Below are 18,735 nucleotides of genomic sequence, written 5' to 3'. Positions count from 1 at the left end.
GTCATTTGTCATTTGTCATTTGTCATTTGTCATTTGTCATTTGTCATTTGTCATTTGTCATTTGTCATTTGTCATTTGTCATTTGTCATTTGTCAATCGTCCAATAAGGGACTTCCAAAAAAAAATACTCGGCTACTTATTGTGGGGTTGACATCTTATCCGCCCCACAAGATTGCATAATTTATTTGTTGGAAGTGCCTAACTAATACCCAATGCCCAATCCCCCATTCCTAATGACTAATGACCAATGACCAATGACCAATGACCAATGACTAATGATTAATATAATGAAATCCTTTAACAAAATCTATAATAATATCTAATGAAGATAATATATTTTTTGTTGAATCACTGGACATATCATAAGCTGAAGCATTGAGAGCAGAGCGATTAATAAATCTTTTTCCAAAGTTGGGATGGTCATAAACAATCAAAGTGTGGGCACTGGAATTCGTTAAAACTATTTGGGCTGGAGCTTTACAAAAATTTAATTTTGCGGCTACTTCGATATTTTTTTTCATCTGTTTAATTGTTGTAGCCTGATTCATAGCTTGTTCAAAAAGAGTATTTAATTGTTTCACTATATGAGGCGATTTGAAGTTTTGGTTTGCAACAACTTCACTGTTAATCATTTCCACTATACAGGAAATATTTTTTTGAGTAGATGCCGCATCTAGAAAGGGAAGAATGACAATGTAAGCTGTGGAAAATAATGCTTCGTCGCTATCTACATGAAAGGTGAAAGTAGTCCGGCGACGACCACTTTCGATGCTTGGAGGTTGTTTCAGCCCTCGATATTCTTGAGCAATTTGGTAGTAAGCGCCAGCGATCGCAAAATTGGCTTCGTGTTCTAGGGCTGCATCAACAATAATCCGAATTGTTGGCGGTGTTTCGTTAAAAAAATCTCGTGACTCTTGAGAATGGAAGTTTTGGACAATGGAGCGATCGCCAGCTGGGCTAAGATCGACCCATTCACAAACCATCCCTTCAGTTTTTAAACCAAACCTGGAGGTGGCATAAAGCTTTGCTCCTGTTAAAGTTGCTCCTGTTAAGTCAGCACCGATCCATTCTGCTCTAATTAATTTTGCCTGAGTTAAATTGGCGTGGACTAAACTTGTATTTGTTAAATTGGCATTGCTTAAATCTGCGCCAATTAAATCAGCCCCGCTCAATTTTGCACCGCTCAAATCTGCCCACCGGAGATTTGCACCGCTCAAATCTGCCCACCGGAGATTAGCACCACTCAAATCTGCCCCGCTCAAATTAGCATGGCTGAGATTGGCTTGTCTGAGTTCGGCATCTCGCAAATTTGCACCACTCAGGTCAGAACGACTGAGATCGCTGGCGTTTAAGTTAGCCATCTCTAAGTTGGCTGCGGTTAAGGAAGCACCTCTCAAGACAGTCTCACTTAAGTTAGTGTGACGGAGATTTGCTTGGCGGAGTGTGGCCTCTCGCAAATCAGCACTGGTAAGGTCAGCCTCCAACAAGTCAGCACGACTGAGGTCAGCGCGAATTAACTCGGCGCGGATCAATGAGGCTCCTTTGAGTTGAGCGCGACTCAGATCCGCTCGAATCAAATTAGCGACGTTGAGACTGGCGTTGTTGAGGATGGCGCTGCATAGATTCGCGCCACTCAGTCTGGCTACATTCAGCTTGGCATTGCTCAAGTTAGCTTCACTCAGATTCGCGCCACTCAGGTTGACTATACTCAAATTAGCATCGCTCAGATTCACGCCACTGAGTTTGACCCCACTCAGGTTGGCTTCTGGGAGGTCAATACCACTAAAGTTTAAGACTCCTGCTGCATATTGTTCCAGTAATTCCTCTACAGTCATCGATGCTACCCCTTGGATGCCAACTTTAATAGTTGGTAAAGTCATAAAAAACGGAATGTCAAAATCAAAAATGAATATTGGAATTTTAGGATTGGGACTGATAGGCGGATCTTTGGGTTTTGATTTGCGATCGCAAGGACATCATATCTTAGGAGTTAGTCGCCGTGAAGCTACCTGTCAAAAGGCAGTTACCCTCGGCAGTGTTAATGAAGCATCAGTCGATCTGAGCCTGTTAGCAGCCGCAGAAGTTGTATTTATTTGTACACCTCTAGCCCTTATTGTGCCCCAATTTGAACAGTTAGTCGCTCATTTGCCTCTCGCTACAGTCGTGACTGATGTGGGTTCGGCGAAAGCACAGATAGTCAAGGATATTACTCCCCTTTGGGATAATTTTATCGGCGGTCATCCAATGGCGGGAAGAACAGATAGTGGGATAGAAGCTGCACAGCGAGATTTATTTGTTGATAAACCTTATGTTCTAACACCGATAACGACAACACCAACTAGTGCAATTACAGTTGTAGAAGAAATTGTGCGATCGCTAGGAGCTAATATCTACTATTGTCAACCAGAACAACACGATCGCGCTGTGAGTTGGATTTCCCATTTACCGGTAATGGTCAGTTCCTCGTTGATTGCTGCTTGTTTGAGCGAAACTGACTCCGATGTTTTGCAATTAGCCCAAAAGTTAGCTAGTTCGGGTTTTCGGGATACCAGTCGTGTGGGTGGCGGGAATCCAGAGTTGGGCGTGATGATGGCGCGGTATAATCGTCAAGCATTGCTGCGATCGCTGCAACAATATCGTCAAAACCTCGATGAGTTGACTAACTTAATTGAGCAAGAAAATTGGGCAGTTTTAGAAGATAAGTTTAAATCAAGGCAACAGGCACGATCTGATTTTGTTTAATAGTTATCGGGTGCGTTTAGCTATGGATAACGCACCCATTTTTTAATTTAGTGAGTTAATTAATAAAGTTTGTTGGCTGCTTTTTTGTCAAAACAACTTTCCACAGCTACTCAGAAATTCCAACAATAAAATCTTTAAAAATGCTACTCAACAGTCTGATAGTCACCAAACCGATGTACCATACAGATAAATTTACAAAAATCAACAATGGTAGAACGTCCAATCAAAAAATCGGAACGTCAGTCTCAAGGAAGCACTGACAGCAATTCCGAAAATTCGGATTCTGTAACCCCTATTGAATCCAACCCCAAAAGCTCAAAACCGAACCGCGATCGCTCGTCTGACAAAGGGAAAAAAGCATCATCATATAGAGATGAAAGCAGACCACCGGTGAATCCTGCACTAGCGCGTGGCCCAAAACCCGTTAAACCTCCAACCGTCAAAGTTAAAACAGAAGAACTTGAAACAGAATCAGAATCTATCTCTGAGGAGTCTCAAGACTAACATTATTACAAGTGTTGTGTGTGATGTGGGAGGCTATAAGCATATAAAGACTGGGATTTCTGGCTCCGAAGGCAGCGATCGCGCCCCCCATCACCATTAGGTTATTTTTAGCGATCGCATCTCTCACAGAGTTCCTGTATGTCAAATGCGCGAATGGGTAGGTGTACAAATTCCACAGCCACAAAAAAGTGCTTCTATCTCAATCCCAGCAAGCGTTTCACCCCACTCATCACCCAATTATCATCCGCGCAATCTCTGAAATGCTCACAAAAACTAGGGTGTCAGCCTTTAATCTTTCCCGGCACTCTTCCCAAAGTAATTCTCTAATGCTATGATTGCTCCAGAATCGCGCAACCGTACCTTGAAAACTAAATATAGCTTGGCTTTCCGGCTCCCGCTATTGCAATTCATCAAAATCCCTATTAGGGATTGAAACGTTTTTCTAATTCTTTGTTAAGAGTTTCAAAGCTTTTATTGCAATTCATCAAAATCCCTATTAGGGATTGAAACAGTACTGGTATTGTTTTTGGGGGTTCTCAAGATGATTGCAATTCATCAAAATCCCTATTAGGGATTGAAACTCGTACAGAGCATCATTTGCCTGTTTTTTAGCAGCTTCGGATTGCAATTCATCAAAATCCCTATTAGGGATTGAAACATCAATGGAGTTAATTGGCGGCGGAACTTCATTGCCTTCATTGCAATTCATCAAAATCCCTATTAGGGATTGAAACGCCCGTAAATAAAGGCGATTATGAATTTGCTCATTGCAATTCATCAAAATCCCTATTAGGGATTGAAACAGGTGAATGATGTATTTGTCAGAAAGGGCTGTGATATTGCAATTCATCAAAATCCCTATTAGGGATTGAAACGATGAAGAGTCAGTGGCACAAGCAGAAATAGTAGAATTGCAATTCATCAAAATCCCTATTAGGGATTGAAACGAATTAGTAGGTGTAGTGGGCGGGGAATTATTGCATTGCAATTCATCAAAATCCCTATTAGGGATTGAAACGATAGTGAGTCAATGAAAACAATCTCTGGTTGGAAATTGCAATTCATCAAAATCCCTATTAGGGATTGAAACATGACATTTCCAGGCAGGAAGCCACTTACCTTGAATTGCAATTCATCAAAATCCCTATTAGGGATTGAAACAGATAGCTTGACGCGGATTTTATCTATTTCACCAGATTGCAATTCATCAAAATCCCTATTAGGGATTGAAACGATTCAGCTTCTCAGCAAAACGATTTAAACAGAGGATTGCAATTCATCAAAATCCCTATTAGGGATTGAAACGGGCAGCCAGAGCAGACAACTGATGTCTAAAGCATTGCAATTCATCAAAATCCCTATTAGGGATTGAAACATGCCCCGCAGCCACCCCCAACAACACCAACACATTGCAATTCATCAAAATCCCTATTAGGGATTGAAACCATAAGTTAAGTCTGGCAGGTTGTCGGGCAGCGCGATATTGCAATTCATCAAAATCCCTATTAGGGATTGAAACATTACAATTCCTCTTATGCCAAGTGGGTGGGATATTATTGCAATTCATCAAAATCCCTATTAGGGATTGAAACACTTGCCTTTCTCAAGCCAAATAAATCTTCGCGGATTGCAATTCATCAAAATCCCTATTAGGGATTGAAACAATGCCCAGTGTTGATTAGGGTTATCGGTAGGTAAATTGCAATTCATCAAAATCCCTATTAGGGATTGAAACATAAATCCAAAGCTGGGTAGAAGTAGCAGCAAGAATTGCAATTCATCAAAATCCCTATTAGGGATTGAAACGAATCCCTATGGTGAGGAGATTGTTAGCATCACCGGTGATTGCAATTCATCAAAATCCCTATTAGGGATTGAAACTTTTGTACCATAGATATAAGTGTGTGGAGATAAGAATTGCAATTCATCAAAATCCCTATTAGGGATTGAAACAAACTAGTATGGGACATTGAAGTAATATTTTTATTGCAATTCATCAAAATCCCTATTAGGGATTGAAACATCAAACCACAAGTCTTCAATTGCCATGAGCAATTGTCATTGCAATTCATCAAAATCCCTATTAGGGATTGAAACTAATCAAATCAGACTGCTACGCATCAAATTATGCCATTGCAATTCATCAAAATCCCTATTAGGGATTGAAACAACTTTCTATTCCCCAAGCTCTTGGCAGATTAGCTATTGCAATTCATCAAAATCCCTATTAGGGATTGAAACCAATAAAATTCAAAGACGGAATGCTTCGTTTTCCAATTGCAATTCATCAAAATCCCTATTAGGGATTGAAACCCTCTTTTGCCTACTGCTAAATCGTTTACCCCTAATTGCAATTCATCAAAATCCCTATTAGGGATTGAAACGGGTCACGCAAAACGTCTGCGTACAGAGTAAAGATTGCAATTCATCAAAATCCCTATTAGGGATTGAAACTCAACGGGCAACGCTGGAGAGCGACCCACCGAGGGATTGCAATTCATCAAAATCCCTATTAGGGATTGAAACGAAAGTAGAAATATCAGTGGGAAAGGATTGTTAAGATTGCAATTCATCAAAATCCCTATTAGGGATTGAAACAAAGACAACGTGCTTTCCAAACTACCTCCAAGACATTGCAATTCATCAAAATCCCTATTAGGGATTGAAACTGATATTCCTGGAGTTTTTAAACTTATTCATATTTGGCATTTATTGTCAATACATAAAACCTAAGATATATTCCTAAAATAAATTTGCTTAATTTACAACATCTCAGTACAGTAAGCTTAAAAGCAGTTTGAAGGTCATAAAAATGACGACTCAAAAAAGGATTGCTGTAGTTACAGGAAGTAATCGAGGGCTAGGATATGCAATATCCCGTCAATTATCCCAAATTGGCAACCGCGTAATTCTGACGAGTCGTAATGAAACAGATGGTCTTGCTGCCAAGCAGCAGTTGTCCAGTGAAGGGCTTGATGTTGACTATCACAAGCTGGATGTTACCAATGATGGAAGCGTGCAGCAGTTTACCGAGTGGTTGCGTGGAACTTACGGCAAAGCAGATATTCTAGTCAATAATGCAGGTGTAAATCCCACAACAAAACCTGAAGAGTCCAGCTTACTGACTGTCCAACTGGAAACGATGCGATCAACCTTTGAAACTAATGTTTTAGCTGTACTCAGAATTTCTCAAGCATTAATTCCGTTAATGAAGGTGCAAAACTACGGTCGCATTGTCAATATCTCAACGGAAATGGTATCTCTAGTGTCAGTTCCGGGTGACTACTACCCTTTAGCGCCTTCCTACCGACTCTCAAAGGTGGGAGTGAATGGACTAACAGCAATTCTGGGGAAAGAACTCCAAGGTACTAATATTCTCGTAAATGCCTATTCTCCAGGTTGGATGAAGACCGATATGGGGGGAGATGATGCTCCGTTCACGGCAGAAGAAGGAGCGCAAACAGCTGTTTATTTAGCAACACTTCCCGATGGAGGAGCACAAGGACTATTTTTTGCAGAGATGCGAAAGTTTGGTGGCCCCATTCAATTACAGTGGTAGGTTAAGATGGGAAATTCCGCAGGTTTACCGCCTATTTATTTAGATACGACCATTGAATTAGCACCTGCTAAAGTGATTGCCTCTTTCCCGGTCAATACTTTTTTGGAAAATATAGCGATCGCACCAGATGGCACAATATTTGTAACTAATCACGAAGTTGGCAAGATTGTTCGCATTAGTGCAGATGGTAATCAGCAAATTCATGCGACTGTTGAGGGTAAAGTGAGTGGTCTTGCTTTCGCTGCCAACGGGGGTTTAGTGGCAACAGGTTGGAATGCTGATTCCATACCAGTGATTTCTTTAGTTGCCCATGATGGGACAGTGGAAACCTTGCTGAAACTGCCGAGTGTTGCGTCAGATACAACGGGATTATCCTGATATCCCATATGTGTTTGTTTCCGAGCGTAAAGCTCCATTGTCCACCAGAGTTATTCGTCACATTATTGCACGAGCCGGTGAAAAAGCAGGAATTATTCAACCAGTTCATCCCCTTCAGCTACGCCATGCTTGTGGTTATTATTTAGCTAACTGAGGTCACGATACAAGAGCCATTCAAGACTACTTGGGACATAAGAATATTCACTATACCGTGCGCTACACGCAAATGTCTCCGCAACGGTTTGAGTCTTTTTGGACAGACTAATTACAGGTGAAATGCACTACACCTAAAATCTTGGCGCTTATAACCTTTATCCGGTAAGGCTTTCAACCTTAGCGTAAGTTTCTGTACGATTGCTACTAAAACGCCTGCTACTAGTATTTGACGAAGCACGACCGCAAAAAGTCACACTTAGTAATTTGGAAAATGCTTATTATTCCATTTGTCGTGCTACCAATTGAGCAAATAGCCCTTCAAGCTTAACCAGTTCCTCAAACGTACCCATCTGCACCACGCGACCCGCTTCAATCACATAAATTCGGTCAGCATTGCGAATCGTGCTGAGGCGGTGGGCAATCACTATCCGAGTTGCCTTCAACTGATTTAAACTTTCAGTTACGATCGCTTGCGTGCGGTTATCCAAGGAACTGGTAGCCTCATCCATCAAGATAATTTTCGGTTGATTGACAAGCGCTCTAGCAATTAACAATCGCTGTCGCTGTCCCCCAGAAAGATTGGTACCACCTTCACTAATAACAGTGTGCAATCCCATAGGAAGAAGGGCGATATCATCAGCAAAACCCGCCATTCGTGCGGCTGACAGAGCTTGAGCGTGCGAAACTAATGCCCCAGCAGTGATATTCTCAAAAATTGAACCTGTGCCAATGCGACCATTTTGCAGCACTACCCCCAACTGCCTTCGCACTGCCTGAAGATCCAGGGAAGCCAAGTCAAAGCGATCATAGTACACTGTTCCTGAGAGTGGAGTCTCAAACCCCAATAACAACCGGAATATCGTTGACTTTCCACTTCCGGAAGCTCCCACTATCGCTACAAATTCTCCTGGATCTGCGTAAAGACTGACATCATTAAGTATCGGCAATCCATCGTCACGGTAGCGAAAGGTAACATTGTCTAAAGCTACGCGACCCATCAAGTCTCCTGGGTTTGCCTTGCTTGGATCGTACTCCGGTTGTGCTTGTAAAATTGGCTCTGCCCGTTCCCACAATGGCACAATCGTCAAAATGTCAGTCAAAGTATTACTGAGGTCGCTGACTCCCCCAAGAAAAATGCCCAATGCAGCATTAAAAGCCAAAAACTTGCCCACCGTCAACCCCTCCACTTGAGCCATCGCAATAGATTCAGTCGCAAACCAAAACAACAGCGCCAAAGTGACCAGGGACAGTACCTCGTTAAACACAGAAACATTGTCTCTTATAAGTTGGAAACTAGCCTTGAACCGTGAACGCTTGCTGTACTGCTCTGCCCAAACCGCAAACGCCCGTTCTTCTGCCATTGCTACCCGTAGCTTGGCTACGCCGTTAATTAGTTGTACAGTTAGCCCGTTAATCTCGCCTTCTAGTTCTTGCTGTCGTCGCAATTTACGTATTACCAGCAAGCTTGCAACAGTGGTGACAATAGTTGTCAAAAGAGCTATACCTACCCCTACTAAAGCTAGTTGCCAACTGTAAACAAACATCAGCACTCCATTGAGTAAAGCAAACAGTGCGCTCAATAAAGTGCGTTGCGTTCCCCCTGACAGTATCTGACGAATCTGGTTCACTGACAAGATGCGGTTTACCAAGTCACCAGAGGAATAATCGCGAAAAAATGCCGGACTTAATCTCAGCAGTTTGTCCCAAATTGCAGGCTGCAACGCGCCATTAGCAGCATTTTCGATTCGCAGTGAAATAATACCAGAGGACATTGCAAAGGCTGTCCTTCCCAACAAGAGTGCAAACAATGCCAGCCCTATTTGCCCTAACAAACTGCTAGAGCTATCTGGAATTGCATTATCCACCAAAAGCGCTGTTGCTTGCGGCACAACCATCCCCAATAGGGAGCCAATAATTCCAACTATCAAAACTAGAATTATGTCTTTTTGATAACCCTTGATGCCAAACTGGAACAACTGAATTACATTGTTGACGACGTTGGGTAAAGGTCGGTAAAACTGGTATGCTTCTCTGTAGAGTGTTGCTGCGATTACCTTATCTACAGATGTGCGTGTGCGCGTTACTGGATCGAATAAAATATAACGGCTGTTTGCTGGCAACAATGCTACTGGACGCTGTTCTTCAAAAGTGTAAGCTAAAAGAGGACCATGCTCATGAAGCCACCAGCCATCCTCTAGGACTACACGACGGGTGCGAATTTGGGAGGAATGCGCTAGAGCCTCCACTGGATCTTTAGCTCGACTTAGGTTATCCGACTGTGCAGGTGGACTAATAGTTATCCCCATTACCTTTGCTACTGCACCAGCTGCCACCAATAAAGGCGTTCCAAGTTCAGAAAATGCAGTTTCTTGCTGCGGTTGCAATACGGAAGCTAACTTAGAGAGTGCAGAATTGACTACCTGACGATTTAGTTGTTCTCGTTGTTGAAATTGGCGAAAGCCTGTCTCTGTTTCCTGCTGTTGGAGCTTCTTTAAACAGTCGAAGAATTCCGAATGTAAATCAGCCAAAATGCTTGGTAAAGAAGCAGCATTTTCTGACTTTATTAATGAAAAGTAGCGCTCAAAATTTGCTGCTGTGGGTTCCGTCCTGAATATCTCATTTAAATGATTTACCCAACCCTGTAAAAGGGCGATCGCTCCTGTTTCACCCGAAGGCGCACTTGATGCTGCCAAATCTGCAATTGAAATTTGGGATAATTCTGTTGCTGAAATTGCTACTGCTGCTAAACTCAAAGATTCTGGATTACTGGTTGCTGCACCAAACAACGCTTCGAAAGCACCTACATTGAATAAATAACGGCGATGCTCGTTTTGAGCCGCTTCTTTGGGGCGATCGCCTACAGGCATCTCATCCTTGACTTTTGTGGCAAACAATGATATAGACCCACTCTTGACAACCCATACCTTTTCTGGGTCATCTAGCAGTAGTCGTTCATTTGCTTTCAGGCGATACAGGACTTCCATATATCTATTACAATACCAAGGTTATGCAAAATTACCCAACCTTCTACTTAGTTTTTTTGCAAAAGTAAAGTACCTGAAATTTATGCCATTCCTGTTAAAATCTCATAATGTTTTCGAGTATTTAGTTGAGCATAACTTATGCAATAATTCCGAACAAGCAACCAGTAAGGTAGAGCCAGTTTTCGCTAAAAACTTTAACTTATTAGTGACTTTTCATGACAGTAGTAAGCTTCTGGTTAAGCAAGAGCAACATAAACAGGGGAAAGCAGCGGGTGACATTTTGGGTGAATGGCTGCTGAAAGAATTTAACGAGCGATTTTCGGAACTGAATCACCTACGCTTATTTTTGCCAGAAGTGCTGCATTTTGACAGGGAGAATTCCATTATTGTCCAAACCTACAGAGATGACTATCGCGATTTAAGTGATTTTTACCAAAAGGAAAATAGCTTCAACAGTGAAATCGCAACGGCAATTGGTACAATTCTTGCAACGATTCATCGTGATACTTTCAACCGTCCAGAATATGAAGATTTTTTCCGGCAAAATTCTCAAAAATCTGCTTCTGACTTTGTAAAATATTTAATCGGGAGGTTGGAAAGGATTTCGCCGGAAATTTTTGGTTCAGTGCCAGATGACGGGCTGAGGTTTTTTGCCCTCTACCAGCGGTATGATGATTTGGGACAAGCGATCGCCCAATTAGGCAGCACTTTTACTTCCTCTTGTCTCACCCACAATGACTTGAAGCTGAATAATATTCTTTTGCACAGCAATTGGCAGCATGGGGGTACAAATATTATCCGGCTGATTGATTGGGAACGTTCTGCTTGGGGAGATCCGGCAATGGATTTAGGAACTCTCATTGGTAGCTATGTGCGTCTCTGGCTGAGTAGCTTAATTATCAGTAAGTCTTTAAGTCTTGAAGAATCTTTAGGCTTGGCGATAACGCCTTTGGAACAGCTTCAGCCTTCAATCGCTGCATTAGCTAGTGCTTATGAGAAGACGTTTCCCGAAATTTTAGAACATCGCCCCGATTTCTGGGAGCGAGTCGTGCAATTTGTGGGTTTTGCTTTGATTCAACAGATTCAGGCAACAATTCAGCATCAAAAATCTTTTAGCAATACGGGTATTGCTATGATGCAGGTTGCTTTGACGTTATTATGCAATCCACAACAGTCAATGTCAACGATTTTTGGTACTGCTGTTGAATTAACTTGAACTTGCGTGCTTTTTGAGAAAATTCTGCCAATAATTATGCATACATATTCTACTCAAACTTTAATTCAGGCTGGTGTAAGTGAGCGATTACTGTCTGTTTTAGAAGATATTGCTCATAAAGTGGAAGTGAGCGCGGATTTTTCGATTCGCCATCCCGATTACAAACCATTGGAATTGCCAGTTGAGGCAGTTGCTCGTTTTCAGAAACTCAATCCGCAGATGCAGCAAAAATATCTGAGTTTGCAATTGCGGGGTTTTCTCTACGGCATATATTACAACGGTTCTATGCGACGTGCGTTGGCACTAGATGCATCGTCAAATAATTTACCCCTAGATTTGGAGAATAATACTTATTTGGGAGTAGATATGGACTTTTATGAGCAATTGCATCAAAGTAATTGTGGAGAAGGCTACTTTGACGGTGGTTGGTCTGTTGTTAGAGAAGAAACTGATGGTACATTAGCAGTCACTAAGAATAATTTGAGGCTGCATATCGAGAAATCGCGCCATCTTCAACCGAATGAACACGCGGCGAGTGTGGGTGATGCAGTCGCTGTCCTTTTGCCTAAGAATCGAGTCCAAAGTGGCTTTTACATGGCGGTGGGCAATCAGGGGTTAAAAAGTCGGTCAGTGAAAGGTAATCTCCCATTGGTGCGAATTTATTTCAATTTGACTCCAACTGGTGCTGTTGCGGTGATGGGAAATCTCACACAGCAGCTAAATCAGATGGCGATTCCTTTTAGTTTTAAGGTTTTATACAATCCAAAAGACTACCATCGCTATGATTCTGGAGTTTTGTATTTTGAGAAAAGTCATTATGACCGAATTAGGCAAGTAATCACAACTGTTTACAAACAGAACGAATCGCATTTTAACTCAGAAGTGCCGCTATTCACCTTGCAGCTAGCACCAGGGTTGGGATTGGCTGAGGAACCAGACCAAAAATTTGCTGTCAAAGAAAGCTTTGGAATGAATCGCTGTCAAATTGTCGCCAATGGGTTGCTAGAAGCTAGTGAACAAAAGATTGGTACAGCAAGTGGGCGTATAAAAGCTGTGTTTGAGCAGTTTGAGCGTTTGAAGATCGACTTATCGCATGTGTATTTGAATGCCAACTCAACTCATATCTATACAAGCTTGTTCTAATCGTAGTTGAAAGTTTTTAACTGTCTTTGGGTAGAAAAAAACTATCTAATTAATTACTACCGAAGATAGAAAGAAATACAGTGTCTACCCAGTAGACTTTAATCAGGAATCAAAAAGACACGAAATTTAACGAAAGAAATACAGGAGAAAAAACATGTTTAATAACCAAGAAAAAGCTGTATCCAATACAACAGTAAGCAACAAGGGACAAGAACTTTTTGGCAATTGGGAATTGTCTGACGAACTGGACGACGCGGATTTAATGTCAGTGTCTGGTGGTGGAGCTGATGTAGGGGTGGCGAACTTGGCACACATAGATAATAAAGCAAATGCTGCTGTAGACGTTAGTGCGCTCGACCTAAGCGTTCAAGCTTAGTGATTTTTGCACATTGTTTGTGCTTTTTGTAGTAGTATAAATCTATTAAACCGACAACGCTTTATTGGCTTGGACAAACTCCTGTACCAATAAAGCGTTGTTTAATTTTGGGTTTCTATCGCTGGCAAAACCTCAATACTTTTTGGCACAATATTATACCTGTCCACAATTGTCGCTTCACCCTACCCCGGTTTTATCTCTTGCCAAAACCTCCCTGCCCCTAATTCCCAGAGGGGACTGGTGAGTTCACCGAGATCGCGGGGTGGGGTAAAACTAACGTGAAATTAATGGTTAAACATCAAGTTGACACTTTAGGGCAAGACGAAAGCTCCTGTAATCATCCTTTTTATTTCAATTTGACTCCAACTGGTGCTGTTGCGGTGATGGGAAATCTCACACAGCAGCTAAATCAGATGGCGATTCCTTTTAGTTTTAAGGTTTTATACAATCCAAAAGACTACCATCGCTATGATTCCGAAATTTTGTATTTTGAGAAAAGTCATTATAACCGAATTAGGCAAGTAATGACAGCTCTTTACAATGTTTTGCCACTGAAGTTCAGCTTTACGACTCACTTTGATTTAACTTAGATTTAAAAATGGCTTCGACTTCCTCATAGGGCATATCGTAGGGATAAGGATAAACTTTAACATTAGGGTTGCGGCGGTTAATGAATAATTCTCTGATGGCTTCATCATCAGTCGGATGAGTCAAGATATATTTTTTCAATTCCTTACGGGTCATTTGTTGAAAATCAGGTTTCGTCATCAGTATTAAACTCCCAGTTTCCATTTTCATAAATGGTAATTTCTAAGCTTTCCTCTCTCCCAGCAATTAAGAAGATGATTTTTGCAAAGGATCGTATCTAAACAATAAAATTGGTTGCAATAAATTAGAAAGTAGTTGACAGACTAAGATAGCAGCATCTTTTTGCTTTTCAGTAGGCAATTACTTACTGTTTCCTTTTTTTGACTATATTTACAAGATTTATCTTATTAACGTTCAGTTTAGCAGCAGAATAAACCGCCTCCCTTGCCTTCACATCTACAATTATTCTTCAGTACGCAGTAAGCTGGCATATTTCCCCCTTGAGTGCCATAACTCTTCATGAGTGCCCCGCTGCACCACTTTTCCTTGTTCCAGTACAATAATTTCATCACAATCGCGAATAGTGCTGAGTCGGTGAGCGATGACAATACAAGAGCAACCACGTCGCCGCAAATTCCGATCAATTATTAGTTCTGTTTGAGCATCCAGCGCTGAAGTCGCTTCATCCATGACCAATACCGCCGGATTCCGAACCATTGCGCGAGCAATTTCTAAGCGCTGACGCTGTCCACCACTGATGTTCATTCCCCCTTCAATCAACTTGGCATCATATCCCCCCGGCATAGATTCAATTAAATTGTGAATAGCTGCGTCAGAGCAAGCCTGCACCAAATCAGCTTGTGAGACTGTTGAATCCCACAAAGTAAGATTTTCTCGGATAGTTCCAGCAAATAGAAAGATATCTTGTTCTACCATTGCTAAAGAGTTCGCCAGTATAGAGCGAGAAATCTGAGTTCTGGGTACGCAATCAAAGCAAATTTCCCCCGACCAAGGTTCGTATAAACCACAAACTAGCTTGGCAATTGTAGACTTGCCAGAACCACTCCCCCCTACTATCGCCACTCGTTGTCCCGGCTGCAAAATTAAGCTAAAGTTCTCAATCAAAGGGTCATCTACGCGACTGTAGCCAAAGGTGATATCTCGTAACTCAACATAACCCTGCAACCGAAAGGCAGAAGGCAGAAGGTTAGATGTATTTTCTCTTTGTTCCTCTGCATTCCCTGCTTCCCTGCTCCCCTGCTCCCCTGCTCCCCTCTGCGCTTCTGGATCGACAGAATTTTGCAATACGTCATCAAGGCGGTTTAAGTCAGCTTCTAAATCTTGCAGCGTACTGCCGAAATTGACGAGACTGTTGATAGGAGCTAGAAAACTGGCTGTTAAACTCTGGTACGCGACGAGCATCCCAATACTGAGGCTGCCGTTCATCACGCGGAAGCCGCCGACAATTAAAATAGAAGCCGTGGTCAGCGCTGTCAAAAGAGTAGGTATTATTGTCAGAATTTGAGTCTGTAAAGCTAATTCCTGCTGGGCGTTGAGTGCTTTGGCATAGTACCCGGCGAATTTAGCAAATGAATCAGACTCAAGCCCGGAAGCTTTGATTGTTTCTATCGTTTGAATGCCAGCGATCGCCACCCCATTGACCTTACCATATTCAGCCGCCAACTTCATATTGGCATCCACCCGCGTTTGCGATAGCCACTGGAGGGCGAAAAAGTTGATCGCAGCAAAACCAACAGCTACACCTGTCAGTACAAGGTCGTATTGAAGCATACTTAGAAAGTAAAAGACCATCATCACTGCGTCGATGACCGTGGTGGCAAGGCGACCTGAGAGTATATCTGCTACTTTATCGTTGAGTGACACCCTGCTACTGATTTCACCTGCGAAGCGTTGGGCATAAAACCCAACTGGCAAGCGGAGAATATGCCAAAGAAACTGCCCCGACAGCGTAACCGACAACTTCAGCATCAACCCCCGTAGGTAGGTAAGCCGCAGTCTGGCAAGTAGTGCCCGTAGCACACCAGTGAGAACCATTCCTATTACCAGCGGTCGTATCCAGTCTTGTCGCTCAGAAATGAGAATTTCATCCACAAATACCTGAGTAAAACCAGGCACTGCCAACCGAGGGGCTGTTAGTAATAGCCCTACTAGGAAGCAGAATACGATAGTGCGGCGTGAGTGTTGCAAGCGTGAGGCTAAGGCAGTAAAAATGTTATTTTTTTGACCTCCAGGCTTAAATTCCGCCCCTGGTTGCATCATTAAAGCGACACCAGTGTAAGCACGACCAAACTCTTCAATAGAAACTGTCCGGCGTCCTGCAGCTGGGTCGTTGAGGTAAACGTGGTTTTTAGCAAACCCTTCCACCACGAGAAAGTGGTTGAAATTCCAAAAGACAATGTAGGGGGGAGGCAGGGTTTTGAGGCTTTCCAGAGACGGTTTGAAACCTTTGGCATTTAAGCCATAGTTCCTTGCTGCTTTGACGATATTAAAGGCGTTGCTACCATCTCGCGAGACGCCACACTCGTGCCGCAATTCTGCCAAGGGGACAATACGCGAGTAATAGCTGAGAATAATTCCGAGGGCAGCAGCCCCGCATTCGGTTGCTTCGATTTGCAGCAGCGTGGGGGTACGGACGCGACTGGTTTTAGGTCGGGATAGAATACTTTTAATGAAGGCACTCGGCATATTCTATTAATATATGCCCGTCCAAGAGCGAAATATTGGAATAATGTAAGAGATAGGTGCGACTTCTCCAACTTTGACGCGGACTTGCGTAGTCGTACCTGATGAAATTTTAAGTGCCGGACCATTGGAAGAAGACCATTTGTAGCCACTGGTGGTATGTGGGTCTTCTTGTAGTTGGATCTGAACTTGGACGCGAGCTGCGTTACTATTGGCAAGGCTACGAGCTAAGTCTTCGTTGCCAACTTGCGCCTCTATATCTTGAGTTGTCACGGGAAAAGGAGAAACGTTCGTTACTACCCCAACAATTCCACCAAAGCGATCGCGCTTGACAACGCTGGGTGTGACTTGTACTGTCATACCAGGTTTTAGAAGCTTGCCATCTTTATCAGCAAAGTAAACAAGACTAGACAGTTTGGTGTTGGGATCTTCAGCTTCAATCGTCCCAATCCGGGTACCTGCGCTGACAATTTGACCGGGGAGGACACCAACTGACAAGACGCGACCATTATATTTGCTGATAATTTGTCCAGACTGAGTTAATTGCAGTTTTAACCGAGCAATCTTGCTTCTAACTTCCTGAATTTGATTTAATGTCCCTATGGACTTTTCTAAATCTTGTTGAACTAGTTTGTTTTTTTGGGCTTCAATATCTTTAATTTTGGTTTTAATATCGTCAATTTTATTCAAATTTTGCAGGTATTCCCGGTCGGCATTGGTTTTTTGAACTTTAATTTCTTGAATGTTATTTTTGATATCGTCAATTCTATTAAGATTTTGTAGATATTCCCGTTCGCTCGACGTTTTTTGAACATCAAGGTCTTTGAGTTGTGTTTGAATATCCCCCAGTTGCGTCTCTTGGTTCAACAAGTCCTGCTGGGCTTGCAGCAGTACATCCTGACTAATTACTTTCTGTTGAAAGAGATTACGACGATTTTCAACTCGTTGTTGCAAAGTTTGCAGTAATGAGCTAATTTTTGATGAGCGCTCTAGAAGACTTTTGCGTTTTTCTGCTAGTGCGGCAAGAGTTTGTTTGTAAAGCACTGGCTCGACTTTTTCTCTTGACAGGCTTTGCTCAACGCTTTGTCGTTTTTGCTCTAACGCTCTTAACGTTTCGGAGTGTAGCATTGGTGCTACTGACTCTCGACGCAGGCTTTCTTCAAGGTCTTTTTGCTGCTGCTCAAGGGTTCTTTGTTGCAGCGCTATTTGTTGCTTTTGCAGCCTATCTGTATCTTGGTTCTGCTCTTTGATCTGAATAAATTTTGCGTTTTCTTGTTGTAGTTGTTGCCTAACACTAGATTGGTCGATTGTAGCGAGTACTTGATCTTGCCTAACTACATCTCCTGGCTTGATATTTAGGGTTAACAATTGACCGCCACCAAGTGCTTGAAATTGCACCACATTACGAGGTCGGATTAACACGCCAAAACCTGTGACGCTGAGGGGAATTCGCCCAACTACACTCCAGATGCCAGCTACAGCTACCACTAAGCCCATAGAAACCAAGGGCACCCAGGCTTGGCGGCTTGTAACCTGCATCAGTCGGTCAAGCTGTTCTGGAGAGTTCAAGCGTTCTAACGCTTCTTCACGGAAAAGTTTTCTCGCTTTATTGGGCATTTTTACCGATAGTGGACTTACGCAATTGCTGAAGGGGTGACAAAGGGGCTGAGACCCAGGAAATATAAGAGTGTGACCGTTTTAGGGTAAAAAAGATAGGTCAGGTATTATCAACAAGACCTATCAAATGATAATATTACCTAAATTCTATCAAAGCTGCTTTCAAAATATGTTAGGGCGCTACCATTTTAATTTACCTGAGTCTTTGAATAATGGCGGGATGCGTCCTTTGCGCTCTGATAAGGGTGCGGTGAAAGCGTGGGCTGAAACTCTTTACTGGTAACTGTTTCAGCCTTAGCGTAAGTTTCTGCACGATTGCTACAAAAACCCCTAGTACTATTATTGCTCAAGCCGAGGCAGGTGTAATTAATAGCACAGCCGTGGCTTTTGGTCAAACTGAGAGCGATCGCACCGCAATTTATGTTGTGACTAATGGTGGAATGTTTTTACCTCCACCCACTGGTGTCGTTCCTGCTAATGTTGTTCGGCTTGAAGTTGGAAAAACTGGGTATCCCTTGGCTTGAGCATCACCGAATTTTATATTTTAAATTTGGGATTTTCAATTGAAAATCCCAAATTTAAAAATGTTTCACAGCAAGCAAATTGATACTCGCTTTCCGAAAATCAAACTACGTGAAAAAATCTAAAATCCAAAATTGATTGACATAACTAATGCAATACTTTTCGGTTAAGAATTAAGCAGTATTGATAATGGAAAAATTAAGTGGCTGGCGTTGAGTACCAGTTCCTCTATGGCACGGTTTCTTAG

Annotated in this window: 15 protein-coding genes, 2 pseudogenes and 1 CRISPR repeat array; of the genes and pseudogenes, 11 read left to right on the top strand and 6 right to left on the bottom strand. The window is 42.4% G+C overall.

The features are described from left to right. Positions 1-272: 272 nt before the first annotated feature. The gene (locus V7K41_RS00700) at positions 273-1,835 is read right to left on the bottom strand and encodes a pentapeptide repeat-containing protein (protein WP_334845250.1); all 1,563 of its coding nucleotides are present in this window, start codon (positions 1,833-1,835) and stop codon (positions 273-275) included. Positions 1,836-1,905: 70 nt separating this feature from the next. Between V7K41_RS00700 and V7K41_RS00695 the strand changes: the two genes are divergently transcribed. The 5 genes and pseudogenes from V7K41_RS00695 to V7K41_RS00675 all read left to right on the top strand — a co-directional run bounded on the left by V7K41_RS00695 (position 1,906) and on the right by V7K41_RS00675 (position 7,337). Then, positions 1,906-2,742 carry a prephenate/arogenate dehydrogenase gene (locus tag V7K41_RS00695; RefSeq protein ID WP_334845249.1) on the top strand — a complete coding sequence of 279 codons (837 nt, stop codon included), beginning with the start codon at positions 1,906-1,908 and terminating at the stop codon, positions 2,740-2,742. A 207-nt stretch (positions 2,743-2,949) separates the two neighbouring features. After that, positions 2,950-3,246 (top strand): hypothetical protein, encoded by a 297-nt coding sequence (locus tag V7K41_RS00690; RefSeq protein WP_334845248.1) that lies wholly within the window; start codon positions 2,950-2,952, stop codon positions 3,244-3,246. Positions 3,247-3,645: 399 nt separating this feature from the next. After that, positions 3,646-5,915: a CRISPR direct-repeat array (repeat unit 37 nt; unit sequence ATTGCAATTCATCAAAATCCCTATTAGGGATTGAAAC). A 143-nt stretch (positions 5,916-6,058) separates the two neighbouring features. Further along, positions 6,059-6,805: an SDR family oxidoreductase gene (locus V7K41_RS00685; protein ID WP_334845247.1), complete on the top strand. Its 747-nt coding sequence runs from the start codon at positions 6,059-6,061 to the stop codon at positions 6,803-6,805. Positions 6,806-6,811: 6 nt separating this feature from the next. Then, a pseudogene (locus tag V7K41_RS00680) lies at positions 6,812-7,150 on the top strand (gluconolactonase); the annotation flags it as partial. A 70-nt stretch (positions 7,151-7,220) separates the two neighbouring features. Then, positions 7,221-7,337, top strand: coding sequence for a hypothetical protein (locus V7K41_RS00675; protein WP_334845246.1), 117 nt, complete (start codon positions 7,221-7,223; stop codon positions 7,335-7,337). A 280-nt stretch (positions 7,338-7,617) separates the two neighbouring features. Here the strand turns inward: V7K41_RS00675 and V7K41_RS00670 are convergent, their stop codons facing one another. Next, entirely contained in the window at positions 7,618-10,323 is a 2,706-nt protein-coding gene (locus V7K41_RS00670; protein WP_334845245.1) for an NHLP bacteriocin export ABC transporter permease/ATPase subunit, read from the bottom strand. An 82-nt stretch (positions 10,324-10,405) separates the two neighbouring features. On the opposite strand from V7K41_RS00670, the gene V7K41_RS00665 reads away from it, so the two are divergent. The 4 genes from V7K41_RS00665 to V7K41_RS00650 all read left to right on the top strand — a co-directional run bounded on the left by V7K41_RS00665 (position 10,406) and on the right by V7K41_RS00650 (position 13,648). Then, on the top strand, positions 10,406-11,539 hold the full coding sequence (locus V7K41_RS00665; RefSeq protein WP_334845244.1) for an aminoglycoside phosphotransferase family protein: 1,134 nt from the start codon (positions 10,406-10,408) through the stop codon (positions 11,537-11,539). 36 nt (positions 11,540-11,575) lie between these two features. Next, positions 11,576-12,682 (top strand): T3SS effector HopA1 family protein, encoded by a 1,107-nt coding sequence (locus V7K41_RS00660; protein WP_334845243.1) that lies wholly within the window; start codon positions 11,576-11,578, stop codon positions 12,680-12,682. A 154-nt stretch (positions 12,683-12,836) separates the two neighbouring features. After that, positions 12,837-13,058: a hypothetical protein gene (locus V7K41_RS00655; RefSeq protein ID WP_334845242.1), complete on the top strand. Its 222-nt coding sequence runs from the start codon at positions 12,837-12,839 to the stop codon at positions 13,056-13,058. 287 nt (positions 13,059-13,345) lie between these two features. Continuing rightward, a complete protein-coding gene (locus V7K41_RS00650; RefSeq protein ID WP_334845241.1) occupies positions 13,346-13,648 on the top strand; it encodes a T3SS effector HopA1 family protein in 303 nt (100 codons plus the stop codon). Here V7K41_RS00650 and V7K41_RS00645 read toward each other — a convergent pair. The 4 genes from V7K41_RS00645 to V7K41_RS00635 all read right to left on the bottom strand — a co-directional run bounded on the left by V7K41_RS00645 (position 13,623) and on the right by V7K41_RS00635 (position 17,966). Next, complete coding sequence (locus tag V7K41_RS00645; RefSeq protein WP_334845240.1) at positions 13,623-13,826, bottom strand: DUF6887 family protein; 204 nt, start codon at positions 13,824-13,826, stop codon at positions 13,623-13,625. The genes V7K41_RS00650 and V7K41_RS00645 overlap by 26 nt on opposite strands. 66 nt (positions 13,827-13,892) lie before the next feature. Continuing rightward, on the bottom strand, positions 13,893-14,006 hold the full coding sequence (locus tag V7K41_RS32745; protein ID WP_442943088.1) for a DUF6888 family protein: 114 nt from the start codon (positions 14,004-14,006) through the stop codon (positions 13,893-13,895). 102 nt (positions 14,007-14,108) lie between these two features. Next, complete coding sequence (locus V7K41_RS00640; protein ID WP_334845239.1) at positions 14,109-16,352, bottom strand: NHLP family bacteriocin export ABC transporter peptidase/permease/ATPase subunit; 2,244 nt, start codon at positions 16,350-16,352, stop codon at positions 14,109-14,111. Between the two features lie 6 nt (positions 16,353-16,358). Further along, complete coding sequence (locus V7K41_RS00635; RefSeq protein WP_334845238.1) at positions 16,359-17,966, bottom strand: NHLP bacteriocin system secretion protein; 1,608 nt, start codon at positions 17,964-17,966, stop codon at positions 16,359-16,361. A gap of 127 nt (positions 17,967-18,093) precedes the next feature. Here V7K41_RS00635 and V7K41_RS00630 point away from each other — a divergent pair, with 127 nt between their 5' ends. Both V7K41_RS00630 and V7K41_RS00625 read left to right on the top strand, forming a co-directional pair. After that, positions 18,094-18,249 carry a hypothetical protein gene (locus V7K41_RS00630; protein WP_334845237.1) on the top strand — a complete coding sequence of 52 codons (156 nt, stop codon included), beginning with the start codon at positions 18,094-18,096 and terminating at the stop codon, positions 18,247-18,249. Positions 18,250-18,298: 49 nt separating this feature from the next. Continuing rightward, positions 18,299-18,490, top strand: a pseudogene (locus tag V7K41_RS00625) (gluconolactonase); the annotation flags it as partial. Positions 18,491-18,735: the final 245 nt, after the last annotated feature.

Origin of the sequence: Nostoc sp. (genome assembly GCF_036917415.1) — a bacterium.
GTDB lineage: Bacteria > Cyanobacteriota > Cyanobacteriia > Cyanobacteriales > Nostocaceae > Nostoc.
The sequence above is the reverse complement of the archived record's forward strand: the minus strand, read 5'-3'. Positions and strand labels throughout refer to the sequence as shown.